At 45.3% G+C, this 17,699-nt stretch carries 18 protein-coding genes; 12 read left to right on the forward strand and 6 right to left on the reverse strand.

The annotated features are described in order from the left end of the window. Positions 1–30 precede the first annotated feature (30 nt). Positions 31–309: a hypothetical protein gene (locus tag MKZ13_RS04985; protein WP_100526547.1), complete on the forward strand. Its 279-nt coding sequence runs from the start codon at positions 31–33 to the stop codon at positions 307–309. Between the two features lie 148 nt (positions 310–457). On the opposite strand, the gene MKZ13_RS04990 is transcribed toward MKZ13_RS04985, so the two are convergent. The 3 genes from MKZ13_RS04990 to MKZ13_RS05000 form a co-directional block, all read right to left on the reverse strand. Then, a complete protein-coding gene (locus MKZ13_RS04990) occupies positions 458–784 on the reverse strand; it encodes a hypothetical protein (protein WP_339182332.1) in 327 nt (108 codons plus the stop codon). 687 nt (positions 785–1,471) lie between these two features. Continuing rightward, positions 1,472–2,005, reverse strand: a complete 534-nt coding sequence (locus MKZ13_RS04995; protein WP_339182335.1) for a hypothetical protein — start codon at positions 2,003–2,005, stop codon at positions 1,472–1,474. Positions 2,006–2,345: 340 nt separating this feature from the next. Beyond that, positions 2,346–2,642, reverse strand: coding sequence for a hypothetical protein (locus MKZ13_RS05000; protein ID WP_339182339.1), 297 nt, complete (start codon positions 2,640–2,642; stop codon positions 2,346–2,348). Positions 2,643–2,788: 146 nt separating this feature from the next. Here MKZ13_RS05000 and MKZ13_RS05005 point away from each other — a divergent pair, with 146 nt between their 5' ends. The 4 genes from MKZ13_RS05005 to MKZ13_RS05020 all read left to right on the forward strand — a co-directional run bounded on the left by MKZ13_RS05005 (position 2,789) and on the right by MKZ13_RS05020 (position 5,464). Further along, positions 2,789–4,231, forward strand: a complete 1,443-nt coding sequence (locus MKZ13_RS05005; RefSeq protein WP_221818907.1) for a hypothetical protein — start codon at positions 2,789–2,791, stop codon at positions 4,229–4,231. Between the two features lie 35 nt (positions 4,232–4,266). After that, positions 4,267–4,560 carry a hypothetical protein gene (locus MKZ13_RS05010; protein WP_100526553.1) on the forward strand — a complete coding sequence of 98 codons (294 nt, stop codon included), beginning with the start codon at positions 4,267–4,269 and terminating at the stop codon, positions 4,558–4,560. 30 nt (positions 4,561–4,590) lie between these two features. Beyond that, positions 4,591–4,962, forward strand: a complete 372-nt coding sequence (locus tag MKZ13_RS05015) for a hypothetical protein (protein ID WP_339182345.1) — start codon at positions 4,591–4,593, stop codon at positions 4,960–4,962. Positions 4,963–5,242: 280 nt separating this feature from the next. Next, positions 5,243–5,464, forward strand: a complete 222-nt coding sequence (locus MKZ13_RS05020) for a hypothetical protein (protein ID WP_339182347.1) — start codon at positions 5,243–5,245, stop codon at positions 5,462–5,464. 83 nt (positions 5,465–5,547) lie between these two features. Here MKZ13_RS05020 and MKZ13_RS05025 read toward each other — a convergent pair whose 3' ends face one another. The 3 genes from MKZ13_RS05025 to MKZ13_RS05035 are packed head-to-tail and all read right to left on the reverse strand — an operon-like array spanning position 5,548 to position 9,303. Beyond that, on the reverse strand, positions 5,548–6,711 hold the full coding sequence (locus MKZ13_RS05025; RefSeq protein WP_339182350.1) for a Ger(x)C family spore germination protein: 1,164 nt from the start codon (positions 6,709–6,711) through the stop codon (positions 5,548–5,550). Then, positions 6,708–8,210, reverse strand: coding sequence for a spore germination protein (locus tag MKZ13_RS05030; RefSeq protein ID WP_339182353.1), 1,503 nt, complete (start codon positions 8,208–8,210; stop codon positions 6,708–6,710). The genes MKZ13_RS05025 and MKZ13_RS05030 overlap by 4 nt, the downstream gene beginning before the upstream one ends. Continuing rightward, a complete protein-coding gene (locus MKZ13_RS05035; RefSeq protein WP_339182354.1) occupies positions 8,182–9,303 on the reverse strand; it encodes an endospore germination permease in 1,122 nt (373 codons plus the stop codon). The genes MKZ13_RS05030 and MKZ13_RS05035 overlap by 29 nt, the downstream gene beginning before the upstream one ends. Positions 9,304–9,498: 195 nt before the next feature. Between MKZ13_RS05035 and MKZ13_RS05040 the strand changes: the two genes are divergently transcribed. The 7 genes from MKZ13_RS05040 to MKZ13_RS05070 all read left to right on the forward strand — a co-directional run bounded on the left by MKZ13_RS05040 (position 9,499) and on the right by MKZ13_RS05070 (position 17,694). Then, positions 9,499–10,392 (forward strand): NAD(P)-dependent oxidoreductase, encoded by an 894-nt coding sequence (locus tag MKZ13_RS05040; protein WP_339182357.1) that lies wholly within the window; start codon positions 9,499–9,501, stop codon positions 10,390–10,392. A 277-nt stretch (positions 10,393–10,669) separates the two neighbouring features. Then, a complete protein-coding gene (locus MKZ13_RS05045; RefSeq protein WP_036606252.1) occupies positions 10,670–11,401 on the forward strand; it encodes a nuclease-related domain-containing protein in 732 nt (243 codons plus the stop codon). Positions 11,402–11,667: 266 nt separating this feature from the next. After that, positions 11,668–12,558, forward strand: coding sequence for a hypothetical protein (locus MKZ13_RS05050; protein WP_339182359.1), 891 nt, complete (start codon positions 11,668–11,670; stop codon positions 12,556–12,558). 227 nt (positions 12,559–12,785) lie between these two features. Further along, the gene (locus MKZ13_RS05055) at positions 12,786–14,561 is read left to right on the forward strand and encodes a histidine kinase (RefSeq protein WP_339182361.1); all 1,776 of its coding nucleotides are present in this window, start codon (positions 12,786–12,788) and stop codon (positions 14,559–14,561) included. Then, a complete protein-coding gene (locus MKZ13_RS05060; RefSeq protein WP_339182363.1) occupies positions 14,558–15,622 on the forward strand; it encodes a response regulator in 1,065 nt (354 codons plus the stop codon). The genes MKZ13_RS05055 and MKZ13_RS05060 overlap by 4 nt, the downstream gene beginning before the upstream one ends. Before the next feature lie 271 nt (positions 15,623–15,893). Next, on the forward strand, positions 15,894–16,811 hold the full coding sequence (locus tag MKZ13_RS05065) for an ABC transporter permease subunit (RefSeq protein ID WP_243391250.1): 918 nt from the start codon (positions 15,894–15,896) through the stop codon (positions 16,809–16,811). Between the two features lie 13 nt (positions 16,812–16,824). Further along, positions 16,825–17,694: a carbohydrate ABC transporter permease gene (locus MKZ13_RS05070; RefSeq protein ID WP_036606256.1), complete on the forward strand. Its 870-nt coding sequence runs from the start codon at positions 16,825–16,827 to the stop codon at positions 17,692–17,694. Positions 17,695–17,699: the final 5 nt, after the last annotated feature.

A 17,699-nucleotide genomic window follows, 5' to 3' on the forward strand; every position in this document is an offset into this window, starting at 1 on the left:
AGCTAGAGAGATAAGGAGGATGGACCCCGTATGTTATTTATTGTGTTTTTTATTGCGATCGTATTTGGTGCTTTGTTGATTTTTCGGATGGATGAGGAGCGAAGGGTAAAAGCCGGAGCGCTGACAGTGGTCGTATTCAGTATTCTGCTGTGTATGCTACTTATATTCCAATTGGTGAGTCACGGAGGTGACTCGTTCACCTATTTGGGGTTTTTCAACATGACGTATGGAGCTGCGAACGTATGGATTCACATCTTTATTGTGATGACGCTGGCGGCGTTACTGACGTATCTGGGTGCGAGTGAGTAGCAGAGAGGTGAGGTTAGACAGTGAGGGGGGGAGGATTACTCGTCACTGTCTAACCTTTTGCATATAACGAAGTACAACTGATCTGACCCAAGAGCCATGCATCTCTACAAGGCTCTTGGGTACTATCAATTCTTTTAGGCTCATACATCTACTTAAGAGGTTTGATGTCATCAGGTGCTGAGCCTGTTTTGACTTCATAAGTATCATAATCCACCATTGCAAATATTTCTTGAGTTTTATTCCCTTTTACGTAACCTGTCAGTGATACTGTATGAGACAAGTCAGATGGAATGAATTTGTGGCCTGTAAACTCAATATTAATTCCATAGATTTCCTTAAAATAAACTTGGCTTGCGATCTCCGCTTTGTGTACAATTTCTTTTTGCTCGTTGGACATACAAGCACAAAATACAGTGATACTTAAACCAATCATTATTAATAGCGTTAGAAGTGTGCGATATTTTTTATTGAGCACATCTACCACACCTTGTTGGAACTTATTTGATTTTCTTGTCGAGTAACTCTTTCGGTACAACAGCTGTTTGAACTTCAAATGTATCATAATCAATTAGGATAGTGATTTCGGTTTCCTTATGATCTTTAACATGTCCACTCAAACTAATATTGTGGCTAAGATCTTTCGGCATAAATTTATGATCAATGAATTCCACTTTAGTATTATAGTGATTAATGAAGTATTGATGACCCACTTGAGTGGCTTCTTCAATAATCTTGTCTTGATTCGTTATAGAGTTACATCCTCCCAATATAAGGGATAAGATTATAAGTATAAAAGATACAAATTGAATATTTTTAAAAATAATCTTTAACCTCCTATATATGTTAACTTAACACATTATAATATACTTTAACTTTTTAGATCAGTAAACAGAGAAGAGTTTTTATGGATACCTATATAACTGATAAAACATATAAGGAAATTTCGGAACTGCCCTATCTTAATTTGTATGAAGGAGAGAAGATTTCGTAATCGCTGATCAGCAACGACTGATACAACAGGAACAGAAGATACGTACGATTCATGGAAGGTTGCAGTAAGATACAGTAATTGTCTAAATCTGCTCATAAGTAAAGAGTCAGATAGGAAGTGATCCTCCTACCTAACTCTTTACTTTCCTTGGGTAAGCAGTGCTATAACTGATTAGTGTATATCAGTAGTATTCCTGTTCAATGTTTGAATTTTCTCTTGAATATACTGGTGGTAATCGCGGAAGCTGCTGATGTGATGCAAGGAATCAGAATTCTCGGACTGAATCTTAATTTTACCGTCCTGAGGCAGATTTTTCATCGCAGCAATGACGGATTTGGAACCTTGGATATCACCGGACATGTCCTGGATTCGCTGTAATAATGCCGGATGTCCTTCATGTTGGAGCATTTCGGCGAGCGGTCTCATTTCCTCCAACTTTTGGCTCGACCGTTCAAGTGTGGTCATTACTTTGTCTCCATCTGTACTTGCACTAAGCGAAACCATTCGGTGAATATGGTCTTTCTCCATACGTTCAAGCGCCTCAAGATGGGAAGCTTCCAGTCGTTTGGGATCGCTCCAACTCTCCGACCGAACGGTGTCATTCTGTTGCTGGGAAGCATTGTTCGCAGTGCCATTACCACAGCCCCATAACAGAGATGAGCAGGTTAACACGGCTCCAACGGCGATGATACTTTTTAACCTCATGCTGTCACTCCTTCGATAATTTTCCTGAAGGTAGTATGAGCTATAATATCCAAAATCATGCTTCTTCTCTTCATTTCTGTCCCATAATTAAGCATATCACTGATTTTATCTGGTAAAAATGGCCTAGAAGGATTCATTATTATTTGCTATTTAAACTCAAATTACAGACTTTCTACTTATTTTTGCAGGCATGTGTTTTCGGGTGTGTAGATATTGATTTATAATAAATGGATATAAATACAGGTAAATTGTTACAAATAAACTACGTCTAACAACTGCAAAAAAAGAGACCTGGACGTTTTCTCCAGGTCATTTCTAATGAAACATTAACATTGGTATATTACTTTGCTGTTTTTTCTGGGGAAGAAGGTACTTCCTTTTTTGGATTTCGACTATCGATAAACCAGCCTGGTCCTTGTACACTGATAACCTCCTGTGAGTCGTAGTTATAGGAAACTGTGATACTTTCATCCTCATGTCCCGTTATATGACCGTATAGATATAGACGTGAATGAATGGAAGGATCATCAATATCGTGACTCGTTACAATAAAGTCCGCATTATAGTATTTCTTTATGTACTGAACACTTATTGGTTTAGCTGTTTCTACAATACTTTGCTTCTCTGAGGTAGACATACTTGAACATCCTCCTAATAAGAATAGAAAAATAAGTACGGTCAGAGCTATAGGCTTTATTTGCATAAGCGTTAATTCTCCTTTTATGGAAATAAACTCTAAAGACACTTTAATACAAATTATTGTAATAGACAAGGTGGGGTATCATGACATACATAAATGATAAGACCTATTGGACCATTGCTGATGAGGTATACATACGAGAATTACCATCATCCGGATATAAAAATGAAAATCTTCCAGGTTGGACAATAGTTGAACCGAAGGGAGCAATACTCCACGATACGAATGGTTCGGGATTTGATGCTTCAGTGTTTTACAATGAGGATAATAATCAAGTTATTATTGGTTATAGAGGAACTGAACCACCTGATCGTCCCAAATGGAGTGTACTAACAGACTGGGAGACTGATTTAAATGATGTTGTGGGTAATCGAACCAAGAATTTGGAGGAAACTCACAATTATATGGAGCAATATAAGGAAGAGATTGCCTCGCTACCTCTGCATAAACAAATGCCTTTTATTGAGGCTGAGTCTAGGTATCAGAATAATCAATTTGTTCAGGCAATGAACCTCTTTGATAAAGTGAAGGAGGAGTACCCAGAAGCTGATATATCAACGACTGGACACTCGTTGGGAGGTGCTCAGGCGGAATATGTGGCGATTCGTAATGGAATATCGTCAGCTAGTTATAATCCGCCAAGTATTGTGCATTTACTTCCTGATGATTTACAAGAAAAGGTTCGGAACGGAGATTATCTGAAAACGAATGTGGCCTATGTCCATCCAGGGGATTCTGTGGGTTCTGGTGTGAAGAATGCTGAGCAGCATGTCGGTGCTACTTATTATATCAATTCGACTTTTGAAGATGCTAATCGATACGAGACCATCCCCATGTTCTTACCGGCACCTCGGGAGACGTGGTGGGAACAAAGATTGTTTGGTAACAAGTGGTCGTTTGAATTTATTCGTGTTCCGTCTATATCCGGAGAACAAAGTGTACTATCTAAGTTTTTGGATTCCATGCTAGTGGGTCAGAGAACACATAGTATGGATCATTTTACATTCGATGAGAAAGGGAACATAAGTAATACATTGTATACGATAGATGGGCGACGTGTGGATGGTCAGCCTAGAGTAGAAAATTATTCAGAGATGATGAAGGCAAGAGAAGAGTTTAAGGAAGCGATGAATATGCTTGTCGAGAAGCATGGTTCTGCTATGGGAGGTTTTGGCCAACTTGCGGCAGCATTACTAGGAATCAGCCCAGTCGATATGAATAGACAGAACTCAGCGTACTATGTTGGCGACCAACACGGAAGCACCATTCAGCTAACACCTGAGGAGCTTGGACATGCTTCCAGACAGATGCGGGATAGTCTACATGGTTTTGCCAATGATGCGCGCTCTTCAATCCAGATGTTTCAAGCGCATATATCAACAAGTGAGAGCCAGTCCTTTACACCCATTGCCTATGATGCTACAGCAACGTTGGAGCGGGTCAATCGGTGGTACCAAGAATCCATTACAGAGATCGCAGATTATATCGAACGAAAAAGACAGGATTTTGTTCTGGCAGATCGATAATAGTTTAGTTGCAATGAACTACAGGAGGTGTACATATGGGGAGAATATCTGTCTCTCTGTCAGATTTGAGAAGAGCGATCCAGCAGTGTGAACAGTTGCAGCAACGCTTGATTCAACAGGAACAGCAGATGCGAAACATATATGGAAGACTGCACGATTGGAAGGGGGAGTCTGCAGTACAGTTGTCTGCAAAAATGTCGACATTTCTTGAAGGAACTACATCCAAATTAGCAGAGTTAGAAGCACACAAAGAACAATTAAAACAATATATAAGGAAGATGGAAGAGGCCGACCGCGAAGATCGACGCAAAGCTCAGTACCCTTATTAATCGTCCTTATTTTCCGAACTGGGGGGAATTATGTATATCTATAACAATTTGATATGGCGCTGGACCATCAATCTTCTATATCCTGCCATTATCTTTGTCTTCCAGAGCTGGGGCCCGATATTGGATTCGTGGACGGGTCCCATTTTGTTTGTCGCGCTGTTCTGCTTCCTGTGGAGCGATGTGAAAGACTTGTTCGTCTCGACGGGATTGACATGGTTTATTGCCATCCCGTGTTGGTGGTATTTCATCGAGCGTCCGAAACCATCGTTCGGTGCAGAACATTTTGCGGCACATCTATGGTTAATTGTACTTATGTATATTGTCTTTGTGCTCATTCCTCAGACCTTAATCCTGACTACTCGGTTGCGGGTAATGCATTATATTAGGGGGAAGCAAATATGAGTCGCATCAAAAGAATCAACAAGCCATACTTCATCTTCCTCATCTGGAACGTACTTATGATTGGTGCTGTACAGGGGTTAACCTTCCAGCATGAGCCCGGTAGAGGCGTGTCTGGTAACGGTAACCTGGGACTTCTAGTGTTAGCTCCATCTCTTCTGACCTTTCTTATTCTATGTATCTGGACGGCACCTTTGTCCAAATGGTGGTTATATGATCAGCGTCAGCGATGGGGAGGAAGGGAGCATGTTTGTGTACCCCTGGTTACTCTCCTACTGTGTGTGTGTTGTCAGTCTTTCTGGAGTTACGTATCATCAATGACTTACGCATGCAACTCAATGGATTTACGAATGATCCGAATTCGGCAGTATACCGTTTTGGTTGGCTGAACCAATACACGAACACACTGTTTTACAACGTGCCAATCCTGCTGTTCGGCTTGTCTTTCTCAATACTGACAGGCTGGCTGATGGAATGGAAACTTCGCAGTCATAGATCCGCATGATCCCATCTGCAAACGAACGACATCCATCTACATAAACATCCCTTATCCGGCTCCAGACGGACAAGGGATGTTTCGCGTTCTTGCTATACTTTCCGTTTATATTTCCCTGTATACGGGATGGTGAGGTGGATTTTCAGATCCTGAATCGAGTCTTCCGTAAGCATCATCTTGCTGCCATTGTTTGATAACTTTCGCCAGAGTTTCGGATTCTTGCGATACAGCTTCTCCTGAAGACCGTAAATATCCACACCACGCTCAAGGCCGTGACGATAGGTCTGCATGATCTGCTCGCGCAACTTCACTTCACTAATCTGGATCATCTCTTCATACGAGGTGGGCACCAGGTATTCGTACAGGGCAGTGAGGTATTGGGCGTCAATGTTGAACGTAACGTTTTCTCCATGAATGACAGGTTTAATTTTGATCTTTGGCAATCCTACACTGAGTGCCCCATAGATCGTTCCATCCTTCTGCACAAGCAAGGGAGCACGCCGCATGTCTTTGATTAGCCAATGATAACCGGGAAGCTGACTGCGTGGAAAGTATTCAAAGTCATAGCCAGTCTTCTCGAAAAAGGCCCCTTCCACCAGAAACAAATCATGTTTCTTCTCATTCTCAGCCCACTGGGTATCGTTCAATGCAATACTCGGCAGATACGTTGTTGTAGCCGGATCATTATGTGTTGCAATGAGCTTAAAGCTAAGCACAGGCGGGTATAACGATTCTTCCATGTACGTGGGGAGTGGATTGTGAAGAATGCTGTCCAGTGGCGACATATTATAGATGGACGTTGCACTCAGGATTTTCTCCAGAGGCTCTCGTGTTCCATACACCCAGGTTGTATAACGGGATTCTGGAAACCGTCCCAGCATGTCAAATACTTCTTTGATGTGTTTGCTGGTTAGCACACCTTCGGCCATAACGATGGCCGTCACATGCCCCCAAGCCATGTGTAATTGAGCCGTGCGGAACAGCTCGTTCAGCGCCAGACTCATAGTTTTCCCTTCGGCATGTCCGACCCATACAGGGGGTGTATCTGCACTTTTTGTTGAATTTTCACTTTTGGCGACACTGGCAAAATCCAGCGTTTGTACATACAGGTGATACATGCCGTCTTTGTAATCAATGCCAAATGCGTTGGCGTAGTCTACCTGTTGAATCTCAAAGGCACTCCAGCATCCACTCGTCATCACACACATCGATAGGCTTAACAGACCCAGCAGATATCGCTGTAACAAGTGTTTCATCGTCCGTTTCCTTTCTTACGCGGTTCTTGAGTCTCAAGATAGACGGGTCTTCGTTTACCTAACCCCTTTGGCAGTTTGAATAATGAAGCTATCGCTTGTTTGAAATGAAGTGGTGTTAACGGCGTGAGATACGGAATGCCAAATGATTTGAGATCGGTCAGGTAGATGAGGAACAGAATCAACGACAGGATGAACCCATAGATGCCGAGGGAAGCTCCCAAGACAAAACAAAGGAACCGCAGGATCAGCACAGAACTGGTCATGACCTGATTCACAATGGTTGCTCCAGCTACGACGGTAACTGCGATGATGACAATCATGAGGGGAGAGACCATGCCGGCTCGAATGGCGGAATCTCCGATAATCAGACCTCCAACGACAGTTAATGTCTGGCCGATGGCACTTGGCAAACGTACCCCTGCCTCACGGAACAGCTCCATCAGCAGCATAATGAGAAACATCTCCATTCCCGATTCCATCGGAAGTCCCATGCGTCCAACCGAGATCGTCGCGACTAGAGGAAAGGGGATCTGATCCATATGAAAGGATGTCAGCGCAATATAGAATCCGGGCAGGAACACGGTGATCATCAGGCCAAGAAAGCGCAGCATCCGTCCTACGTTCACAGCCAAGAAGGGAAAGCTGGCATCCTCCGGTGATTTGAGCAAAAGAAACAGATTGACTGGCCCAATAATAGCGCTGGGATTACCGTCGACAATGAGGATAAAACGTCCGTTCAGGAGACATTCTGCAGCAAAGTCAGGCCTGCCCGTATAATGAGTGACGGGAAACAAAGTAATCTTCGAAGGGGACAGCAATTCTTCCAGTTCATTGGCGGTCAAGATGCGTTCGGTCTCAATCTTACGCAACCGATCCTGGACGTCTTCGATTAGCTCCGGGTTCGCGATATTCTTGATATACATCAGGGCTACCTTGGTTGCAGAACGTGAACCGATCAGTTCGATATTACAGGCCAGCTGGTTCGTACGCAGACGGGTACGTATCAAGGCAACATTGACGGCAAGTGGTTCAATGAACCCATCTCTTGCCCCGCGGATCGAAACTTCGGTGGTCGATTCCTCCGGTGTCCGAGTAGGGATATTAGATATATCAATACTCCACATGGCTTGAAGGGATGGTATACAGACTAACATATGACCTTCAAAAACACGGAGAGACATTAGTTCGGTGCCATATGCCGGGTCTTGCAGATCCATTCGATTCCATTGCAGATTGATACACTTTTCGATGTCGGATGTACGAACAAAATGGGTGTGCTCATACGTTCGTTTGAGTTCCGGAAGAATAATATCATAGATCGCTTCACTGTCTACCATACCGCTGCAATAGGCCATAAGTATCTGCATCGGAGATTCTCCGATCATGTGACTATTGATGATGACGTCGTCAGATCCGGCAAAAAAGGTATTCAGGTTATGTTCGTTCATTCGGAACGGTTCAACGTCAGGATTATTCTTGGGCTGGGTTGAGATCGGCACGTTCGGGAGCCTCCTTGTCTTTTTTATGGATTAATGCGGCAATGGTCAATATTACGGTAACGATGGATACATAAGCGAGCATGACCGGGAACTGAATATGATCCACATAATAGTCGACGTAATCAATGCGCCACCATTGCATCGCCATGAAGCTCATGATGACGGTGATGGTGAGAATCGCGATATATCGTTTCTTCGGTCTTCGGAAATTCAGCAGATCCACAATGAGATACATGGATATAGAGACCCTTGCGAAGGAACCACTGAGCCACTGATAGATAGACAAAAAATCAACGTGTTGCAGCAGCTTGCCGATATTCACAAGTTTCCATTGCTCATAGGGACTGTTTCGTTGTTTTGCTGCTTCTTCAGGTCCGAATTCCACGATGGCTCCGATGGTTGGTCCGATAGCCATACTGAGCATGAAAACGCCGAGGATCAGAATATACCACCACCGAATTTTGCCTCTGACTTCATGTTGGAATAACATGAGGATCCAGATCTCCATAAGTCCGGCAAGAGAGTAGATCATACCCCGCCACACGGGCCCCATGCCGTTTTCCATGATCGGGAACAATAGGCTGTAGTCTTTATATTTCATATTGGCGGACATTACAAAATAACCGAGCAGAACTACAAAAGGCAGTAGAAGACTGGAAGTCATCGCAATGGAGCGTATACCTTTAGCTGCCGCCCATGCGGCAACCAGTGCTCCGCCACCGGCCAGAACATAGGGAGGTGTGAATTGAAGATATGTAGACACGGTCCAGTTGGTTGTCTCATACAACGTATGTGTGCCAAGCGTGAACAGTAGAATGGAAGCGGAGATCCGGAAGATCCATGAAGGAACAGCACCGAATTCTCGCGTAATCCAATCTGTTAATCGCTGTCCACGTACACGCCGAATAATGATGTACATCATACATAGAAACAACATGAAAAAAGGGCCAGCCGCCACGACAGACAACCATCCATCCCTGCCTGCTGCTTCGAGAATTCCTGGAATGGACAAGACATGGCAGACCAATCCGGCACTTAATAAAATGATGGAAAAGGACAACCAGATGGTAATCTGACCTTTTTCACGACTCATGCGAATCCTCCTTTCCAATGAAGGAAGTTTCCGTTAGGTTGTACAGCACACAGGAAGTTGATTCCTTTTTCAGATTTTTTCACAGAAAGCTGCAACCGATATGGACGGACTCAGCAGAAAGCTTTAACATACAGATATAGCAATGTCGAAGAAAAGCACTGAGCGAGGCATAGAGAAATAGGGAGGAAACCTACGATGACAATAACGACTAAGGCACCTGGAGAGACAAAAGTTGGCTTTATTGGTACAGGCGTGATGGGTAAAAGTATGGCTGGGCACATCCAGAGAGCAGGGTATCCGCTGCATGTGTACACGCGAACTGCTGCCAAAGCGGAAGCATTGGTGAAGGAAGGTGCCGTATGGCATGATACACCAGGCAAACTGGCTGCCGCGTGTAATGTAATCATCACGATGGTGGGGTATCCGAAGGATGTAGAGGAGATTTATCTCGGTGAGGATGGGCTCGTAGCCAATGCCAAACCGGGTTCATATCTGATTGATATGACGACCTCAAGTCCGTTACTGGCTGCACGAATCTTTGAAGCTGCGGAAACCAAAGGACTGCATGCACTGGACGCGCCTGTATCGGGCGGTGATATCGGAGCGCAGAACGCGAAGCTGTCCATTATGGTTGGGGGTAGTTCGGAGGCCTTTGAAGCCGTTCGTCCGTTGTTTGAGCAGATGGGCACCAACATTGTGCTGCAAGGCAAGGCGGGAGCAGGGCAGCATACCAAAATGTGCAACCAGATTGCCATTGCCTCTGGCATGATGGGCGTATGCGAAGCAATTGCCTATGCCAAGACGTCTGGTCTGGACGCGGAGACCGTGCTGAAGAGCATTGCTACCGGTGCAGCCGGAAGCTGGTCGCTCAGCAATCTCGGTCCGCGCATGATCGCAGGCGATTATGAGCCTGGATTCTATGTGAAACATTTTATCAAAGACATGGGAATTGCACTGGAGTCTGCAAAAGCGATGGGTATGAAAACGCCCGGGCTGGCTCTGGCCGAATCCCTGTATCAGGAAATAGCGAATAATGGTCTGGATGAGAAAGGTACACAGGTACTCTACACCTATTATCTTCAGGCTTAACATCCAAGAGAACAACAGCGTAATTCTTTTTCGATTCAGAAAAGATACGCTGTTTTTTTTCAATTTTGCAACTTGGTTATGCGTCTAAAGTCACAAAATTGGTTAAATGTTCATATGTACTTTGCGTATTGGAGAGATTTTGATCGTTTTCCCTTTATTTTTACCCCGCTTTATCCGACATAAGTAATAGAAGTTTACATAATGAATGTGTCAAAGGATGTTATTCCTCCTGTAATGGTCACCCGTAACCCACACTATAATAGAACGGAGCTTGCCCATGTTCAAGAAAATCCTGTCTCTGTTCAAGACACAACCAGAACTTGCGAACCAGATTACAGCCTCCGCTTCAGCGTTACCATCAACGACAACCATTCCCCCGCGTATGGTCCGTAGTAAGCGCAAGAAAAAAGCGGAAGGGGATTGGACACGCCAGCCGGAGGAGCCCAGTACAGCAGATCAGCTGATAGGTCTTCCAAGTCAATATAAAGTGCTGAACGACCTGCTCGTTACCAATCCGAAGTCACGCTCCGGTTATTCGCAGATTGATCATGTTGTAATCGGTCCGCGGGCAATCTTTGTGATCGAAACCCGAAATCTGACGACAGGTGAGATTCGCGGCGGAAGAAGAGAGGCCAATTGGTCGGTCAGCAGCAGCCGGGTCAAAATGTACAATCCACTCATGCAGCATCGTGCACATGTGGAAGCCATCCATGCACACCTCGGAGACTACAAAAGAGTACGTCTCGTCTCCATGGTGACCTTCACCAACCGTTGCCGCATCAGTGTTGATCCTGCTGTGAGGTATGTGAATTCGGATGAACTGATCATCTACGATCATGAATTGGTGGAAACGATTCAGCGGAAGACGGAACGACTTGAGAGTGAGGTTCCTGAAACCGTATTTCAAGAGAAAGATATTCAGGCGATCTACGCTCTGTTATCATCGGTCAATTCGACAGACCCTCAGATTCGGTCAGAGCATATGGAGAAGGCTAAAGGGATTAAATAATTACGTTTCACGAACACTGTTGTCCATACGGGCGACAGTGTTTTTGTGCTGCGGTGGTAGTTAATGTGGGCATAGTAAAAGGCTTTAGACACAGGTATATCGTCGTATACAACCGATTTTTAACTTATGATAGAATGTAGACCATGTCCAATTGTGTGAATCAAGCATGTTATATGAAAGGATATTTTTGTAAGTAAGTGTTCGAGTCTTGGAGCAGAGGTTAATGGTTCTCAGGAATATACATAGGATAAGGGGAAGATTATACGATGCAATGGAATTATACGATAAAGACGTTCACAGTCATGTTTGGTTTGGCAGCGATTCTGACAGCTTGTGGTGGTGGAGCGAAGGAGACGTCATCGCCGGAGTCTGCTTCCGGTACAAAAGTCGCTTCGTCAGAGACAAGCAGCTCGAATACTGCCGTAACAGAAACCGCAGCAACCGATTCGAATGGGAGTGAGCAGACAGGTTCAACTACAGAAGAATCTTCTTCCACTAATGATGGCAAGATTGGAAAGGACTCCACACTGGAAGAGTTGAAGCAGCAGTATGCCGATAAACTCGGTTATATCCGTATCCCGCTTACAGATCATCCAGTACGTCGAGTTAGTGAGGAAGGTTCAAAAAATATTAATGTCGCTAATTATAGCGATGCCGTTGTGGACATGAATGCAGGGGTGCCGATTCACTCCGATTCGCAGCGGTTGATTGATGATGCCTTTCCTTTTTTCACAACCGTACAAGCACCTGATGAATCTTATGTAACTTGGGAAGAAGCAACCAATCTGGAGCGTGCCATGGTGAAAACACTGTTTATCGCCCGTGAAGGTCTGCTGATTACCGAAGATGCGATGAAAAATAAGGATTATAATAGTACATCGTTCCAAGATTCCAAGGATTTCTTCAGGGTCACAGCGAAATTTGAATCCATGGCACCTGTTGCACAACATCCGCGTGACATCACGTTGAGTACGTTATACGACAAAGCCCGCACGTCGTGGGGCAAGCTTGCTGCAATGGACCCGGAGCAGGATGAAGCGGCGTTTGCCGAGATGTATAAGACGACGAGAACCGATGCCAATAATGCCATGGGGTTGCTTAATGTTCTGTTGTCTACGAATGAGGAAGAACGGGTCAAAGAGATTTACGGGGAATAAAAATGCCGTGATTCAGAGTTAATCTGGATCATCCCGGTAACATGTCTGGATCACATGCCTTCAAACTCTGACTACCGATTGAAGCGGGGTCAGGGTTTTTCTGGTTTTTTCCAATAGGTGTATGATATGTTTTTAGGAGTAAGACATGTACGGAATATAGGTGAGGTGTGTAAAAGATGTGGTGGATGAACTTTTGTAAACGCTTTAAATTTAAAACGAAGCTAATCTTGTTTTTATCTACCGCAACGGTCTTAATCTCCGGAATCACAGGGTTGATCACCTATCGCATCCATATCGACCTGTTTAATGAAGAGGTCAGTCGCCAGTATAGTCTTACCGCAGAGCAGATTCTTGCACGTCTGGATTCCAGGGTACACGACATGTATAAAGTCACCGATTATATCACACTGAATCCTTCCGTAAAAAGTGCCATCAAAGCACAGACCTCTGGCATCTCCTCCTATGATCAGATGAAGCTAGAAGATGAACTGGATGATCAGTTGTATCAGGTAAGGCTGGATGCACCGGAGATCATGGGGCTCCGCATATATGACCTGAAGGATAACATATTTAATCTCGGCGCCTTTGCTGGCTCATTTCAACAGATGGATCCTTCCTATTTGGCAGAGATGGTTCATAGACTGGAAGGAACGGGCGGCGAATATGGTTGGAATCGTTTGGGGCCGGATGCCTTCTTGCAGGAGGAACAATCCAATTGGATTCTGGCGGGACGATTAATGCGGTCTGTTGATCTGGAGACCTATGGCGTAATGCTAATTCTGTTTAACACCTCGTTGTTCGAATCGTATCTCAAAGATCTGCGACTGAATGAGGAAGTTGCTGTCTACTTATTTGACGCAGATGGTGAGCTTCTTTATGCCTTTCATAATCAGGATGCGGATCCACCACCACTTACCGAGCTAAGCCTAGGGGCGACGGAGATCAGGGACGAGCAGGGAACAACCCAATTGTATACGAAGCAAACGTCAGACAAAGCGGGCTTCACCCTGGTCAGCAAGGTCTCACTCGCTCAGATTCAGAACAAGGGAAAGATCATTGTAAAAGTTGCTGTGTTCTCTGCGGTAGCCAGCATATTATGCTCCTGGTTCATCATTACCGTAATTAGCGGCAGACTGTTGCGTCCACTTGCGAGTCTAGTCAACGCGATGAAAAGAGTGCGTGATGGACAGTTCGATACACGGGTACGGATCGAGACACGGGATGAGCTCGGTTTCATCGGTGAACGATTCAATGCAATGGCTTCCCGGATTGATACGCTTATACATGAAGTGTACGAGCGCGAACTCAGTGAAAAAGAAGCTGAACTCAAAGCTATTCAGGCCCAGCTGAATCCCCATTTTCTGTATAACACGCTGAGCATGTTTTTCTGGAAGTTCTATATGCTTGGTGATGAGAAATCGGCGCGCCTGGTCACTGCCTTGTCCGAGATGCTGCAGTATACGCTGGAACCCGTGCAGCGACTGACGACCGTGCAGGATGAGATGAAGCAAATAGATCACTACCTGCAGATTCAGCAGGCCCGGTATCAGGAAGCCTTGTTGATTGAAATTGCCGTTTCTACTGAATTGCTTCGCTGTCAGGTGATCCGACTGTTGCTTCAGCCCATCGTGGAGAATGTTTTTGTTCATGCCTTCTCGGACAAAAGGAACAACCGCCATCTGGAGATTCGTGGCTCGCGGCAAAACGGGCATGAAGGAGAGCCGGATCTGCTCATCATTGAAATTTCAGATAACGGCTGCGGCATGCATGCATCGGTCATTGAACGCATTATGACGCCAGTGGCACATGCAGATGAGGAACGTCAGCACATTGGCATGCGGAGTGTACTTCGAAGAATTGAGTTGATTCACGGTGAACCCTACGGTGTACAGATCGAGTCGACTGTGGGAGAGGGTACGCTAGTACGTCTTCGTTTGCCTTATCAGATCGGTGAGGACTCATGCCGGGAAATTCAGGTGACTGAGAGGAGTAGGTTCTGTTGAATGGACGTTTGCTCGTAGTGGATGATGAAGCGTTATTTCGTCAGGGTCTGATTCATCTGGTTCGCAATAACCCCCTCGGGTGGGAGGTCGTTGGGGAAGCGGCCGATGGAGAAGAAGCGATACAGGCTGTACATAGCTGCACACCTGATCTGATCATTACGGATATCAACATGCCTGTGATGGATGGTCTAGATTTGGCCGAACGCATACACGAGAGTGGACTGGACATTATGATTATCATTTTGACAGGTTATCGTGAGTTCGAATATGCACAGCGTGCCATCCGGTATGGGGCAATTGAATTTTTGTTAAAGCCGTTCTCGCTCGATGAAGCATGTCAGGTGTTACAAAAGGCACATGAACGATATCGCCGAAAACAGTCCGACATTCGGATCAGGGAACAATACAGCCAGGTGGACCGTACCGAGAGACTGCGAGAGGAACTGACTTCGTTGCTGCTCCACCATCAATTCGGATCGATAATGAATCGGATCGAGATATTGCTGGAAGAAGTATCCGGGATGAGCTTGTCACAAGGCAAAGCGGAGATTCATATGCTTATGAAGGTCATGATGGACTTACTAGTACAACAGCTTCAGCCTCAGGAATCCGGTGGTATGGACTCAACTGCCCCAGATCCACTGCTCTGGATTCATACCATACCTGAAGTCATCGCTTGGGCCAGATGCAAGAGCGAAGAGTGGGTGGATATGCTGATGCGGCTAACTCAGGAACAGCAGGATCATGTCGTTACACGTGTTATACAGTATATTGAAATGAACTATTCCAGCACATGCACGTTGCAGGCCGTGGCTGCCCATGTTCATGTGACACCCAACTACTTGAGCCATTTGTTCAAAAAAGAAACAGGACAAGGCTTCAGCCAATATGTCAGCAAGCGCCGAATCGATAAGGCGAAGCTGCTGCTGCACAGCACTCGGCAGAGCATGGCAGATATCGCGGAACTGACTGGGTTCGATAACTCCAGTTATTTTACAACCGTATTCAAACAGATGACGGGGGTATCGCCCCGCGAATATCGCAAGCAAGTAGCCAAGTGAAGTGCCCGGTAGCAATCCCCCTTGAACTACTGTAGGGTCACAATTAAAGAGAAGCCTTCTCTTAATATCTGTTCGTTTCCAAGGGCAACCCCACCATGTGGGGTTATTTTTGCGTAGAAAATTATAAAAGGATCGTTAAATAACAAATGTTTACGCTTACATTTTTATCTAAAATACAACTATAGTACATCAACAGCAGAGAGGAGTGATGGATGTGAAGGGGGAACTGACCGCAGGTCCGCCGTCTGGATTACAACCGCCGGACAGTGAAATGAAGCAACGGATTCGGCAGCAGCGGCTTCGACGATTCAAGATGAATATACCGTTAATCTTGATGTTTGTTCCGGTGATTATGTTCTACCTTACCTTTCGTTATGCACCCATCGGAGGGCTGGTCATGGCCTTCAAGGACTACAACTTCTATGATGGGCTGTGGAACAGTCCATGGGTGGGCTTTCAGCATTTTCAGACGCTGTTCAGTGATCCGCGCACGGTGGAGATTATTCGCAACACCTTGTTCCTCAGTCTGTTAAGCATCATTATCGGGTTTCCCATTCCAATTATTCTGGCCATTATGCTGAATGAAGTGCGAAACATGGCCTTTAAGCGAACGGTGCAGACGGTGGTCTATATGCCACACTTCTTTTCCTGGGTCATCATTGCGATGATGATCATGACGGTTTTCTCTTTGGAAAATGGGATCGTAAACCGCTGGGTCGAGGCCTGGACGGGAGCACCTTATCCGTTCATGTACAACAAGGGTTCATGGGTTGCGGTATTTGTCGGCTCAGGGATCTGGAAGGACATGGGCTTCAATGCCATCATTTTTCTCGCGGCACTAACGACCATTGATCCGAGCCAATACGAGGCTGCACAGATGGATGGGGCCAGCAAAATGCGTCAGATCTGGCATGTCACCCTTCCGGGTATACGCTCCACCATTATTCTTCTGCTGATTCTGTCGATGGGGCGGGTGATGGAGGTCGGATTCGACCAGGTGTATATGCTTCAGAATTCCAATGTCAATGAGATAGCGGATGTAATCAGTACCTATATCTACCGCACCGGTCTTCAGGGAGCACAGTTCAGCCTGACAACGGCGATGGGATTGTTCGAATCACTGGTTGCATTTATCCTCATTTTTAGTGCAAATTATATCGCGCGTCGATTTAACGAAGGTTTGTGGTAGGAGGGAGAACAGCATGAGAAAAACCAAAGGAGAAAAAGTCTTTTATCTAATCAATTATGTATTGTTGTCATTGGTTGCCGTTAGCTGTATCCTGCCCTTACTGAACATTGTTGCCTTGTCATTTAGTGATGCGAGAGCGGTTGTTTCAGGTCAAGTGGGGTTATGGCCCGTCGATTTCACTTGGTTCTCCTATCACAGCCTAATTACGGGAACGCCGATTCTGAATGCATTCTGGAACAGTGTGGAGATCACATTGATCGGTACAGGGCTCAGCATGGCGGTGACGATTATGGCGGCATATCCGCTGTCACGTAGACATTTTTATCACCGGCGCTTCTTTACGATGGCGATGGTGTTCACGATGATTTTTAACGGTGGACTCATCCCGACGTATTTGGTCGTGCAAAATCTCGGTCTTGTGAACAGTTACGGCGCGCTTTGGCTACCGGGCCTGGTGAGCACTTACAACATGCTGATTATGCGATCTTATTTTGAAAATCTGCCGGGGGAAGTGGACGAGGCTGCGCGCATCGATGGTTGTGGTGAACTGGGGCTTTTGTTCCGAATCGTATTGCCATTATCCAAACCTTTGCTGGCGACTATTGCTCTCTTTTACGGCGTGGGTTACTGGAATTCGTTCATGAGTGTGATGATTTATATCAATGATACGTCCAAATACAACATGACCGTGCTCGTCCAAAATATGATTATGTCCAATCTGAATGTACAGGATTTTACCGATCCAACGATGATATCGAATCTGACCCCGGAAGGCATCCGGGCAGCAGCTGTCATTGTGATGGTCATACCCATTTTGGCAGTGTATCCGTTCTTGCAGAAGTACTTCGTTAAAGGGGTCATGCTCGGATCAATTAAAGGTTAAAGCAG

This window comes from Paenibacillus sp. FSL R5-0701 (genome assembly GCF_037973995.1).
In the GTDB taxonomy this organism is placed as follows: Bacteria; Bacillota; Bacilli; order Paenibacillales; family Paenibacillaceae; genus Paenibacillus.

What these genes read in the sequence shown, in the direction of transcription:
- MKZ13_RS04985 (WP_100526547.1), top strand. Translation starts at nt 31, where the DNA reads ATGTTATTTATTGTGTTTTTTATTGCGATCGTATTTGGTGCTTTGTTG.
- MKZ13_RS04995 (WP_339182335.1), bottom strand. Translation starts at nt 2,005, where the DNA reads ATGAGGTTAAAAAGTATCATCGCCGTTGGAGCCGTGTTAACCTGCTCA.
- MKZ13_RS05000 (WP_339182339.1), bottom strand. Translation starts at nt 2,642, where the DNA reads ATGTCTACCTCAGAGAAGCAAAGTATTGTAGAAACAGCTAAACCAATA.
- MKZ13_RS05005 (WP_221818907.1), top strand. Translation starts at nt 2,789, where the DNA reads ATGACATACATAAATGATAAGACCTATTGGACCATTGCTGATGAGGTA.
- MKZ13_RS05010 (WP_100526553.1), top strand. Translation starts at nt 4,267, where the DNA reads ATGGGGAGAATATCTGTCTCTCTGTCAGATTTGAGAAGAGCGATCCAG.
- MKZ13_RS05015 (WP_339182345.1), top strand. Translation starts at nt 4,591, where the DNA reads ATGTATATCTATAACAATTTGATATGGCGCTGGACCATCAATCTTCTA.
- MKZ13_RS05025 (WP_339182350.1), bottom strand. Translation starts at nt 6,711, where the DNA reads ATGAAACACTTGTTACAGCGATATCTGCTGGGTCTGTTAAGCCTATCG.
- MKZ13_RS05035 (WP_339182354.1), bottom strand. Translation starts at nt 9,303, where the DNA reads ATGAGTCGTGAAAAAGGTCAGATTACCATCTGGTTGTCCTTTTCCATC.
- MKZ13_RS05040 (WP_339182357.1), top strand. Translation starts at nt 9,499, where the DNA reads ATGACAATAACGACTAAGGCACCTGGAGAGACAAAAGTTGGCTTTATT.
- MKZ13_RS05045 (WP_036606252.1), top strand. Translation starts at nt 10,670, where the DNA reads ATGTTCAAGAAAATCCTGTCTCTGTTCAAGACACAACCAGAACTTGCG.
- MKZ13_RS05050 (WP_339182359.1), top strand. Translation starts at nt 11,668, where the DNA reads ATGCAATGGAATTATACGATAAAGACGTTCACAGTCATGTTTGGTTTG.
- MKZ13_RS05065 (WP_243391250.1), top strand. Translation starts at nt 15,894, where the DNA reads ATGAAGCAACGGATTCGGCAGCAGCGGCTTCGACGATTCAAGATGAAT.
- MKZ13_RS05070 (WP_036606256.1), top strand. Translation starts at nt 16,825, where the DNA reads ATGAGAAAAACCAAAGGAGAAAAAGTCTTTTATCTAATCAATTATGTA.